The 295-nt window shown below is 58.0% G+C and carries 1 rRNA gene; it reads left to right on the top strand.

Annotation, left to right across the window (positions count from 1 at the left end):
* A 16S ribosomal RNA gene (locus tag ACTHSQ_RS11190) occupies nucleotides 1–295 on the top strand; the annotation flags it as partial.

Raw genomic sequence — 295 nt, 5'->3', positions numbered from 1 at the left:
GGGAGGAGGGTTGATTGGTTAAGAGCTAATTAATTGGACGTTACCCACAGAAGAAGCACCGGCTAACTCCGTGCCAGCAGCCGCGGTAATACGGAGGGTGCGAGCGTTAATCGGAATTACTGGGCGTAAAGCGTGCGTAGGCGGCGCGTTAAGCCAGGTGTGAAAGCCCCGGGCTCAACCTGGGAACTGCACTTGGGACTGGCGTGCTAGAGTTTGGGAGAGGGGAGCGGAATTCCGGGTGTAGCGGTGAAATGCGTAGATATCCGGAGGAACACCAGTGGCGAAGGCGGCTCCC

It is taken from the genome of Neisseria sp. P0009.S008, assembly GCF_051958615.1.
GTDB lineage: Bacteria > Pseudomonadota > Gammaproteobacteria > Burkholderiales > Neisseriaceae > Neisseria > Neisseria subflava.
Note: the sequence above shows the minus strand (reverse complement) of the source record. Positions and strands in the feature narration are given on the sequence as shown.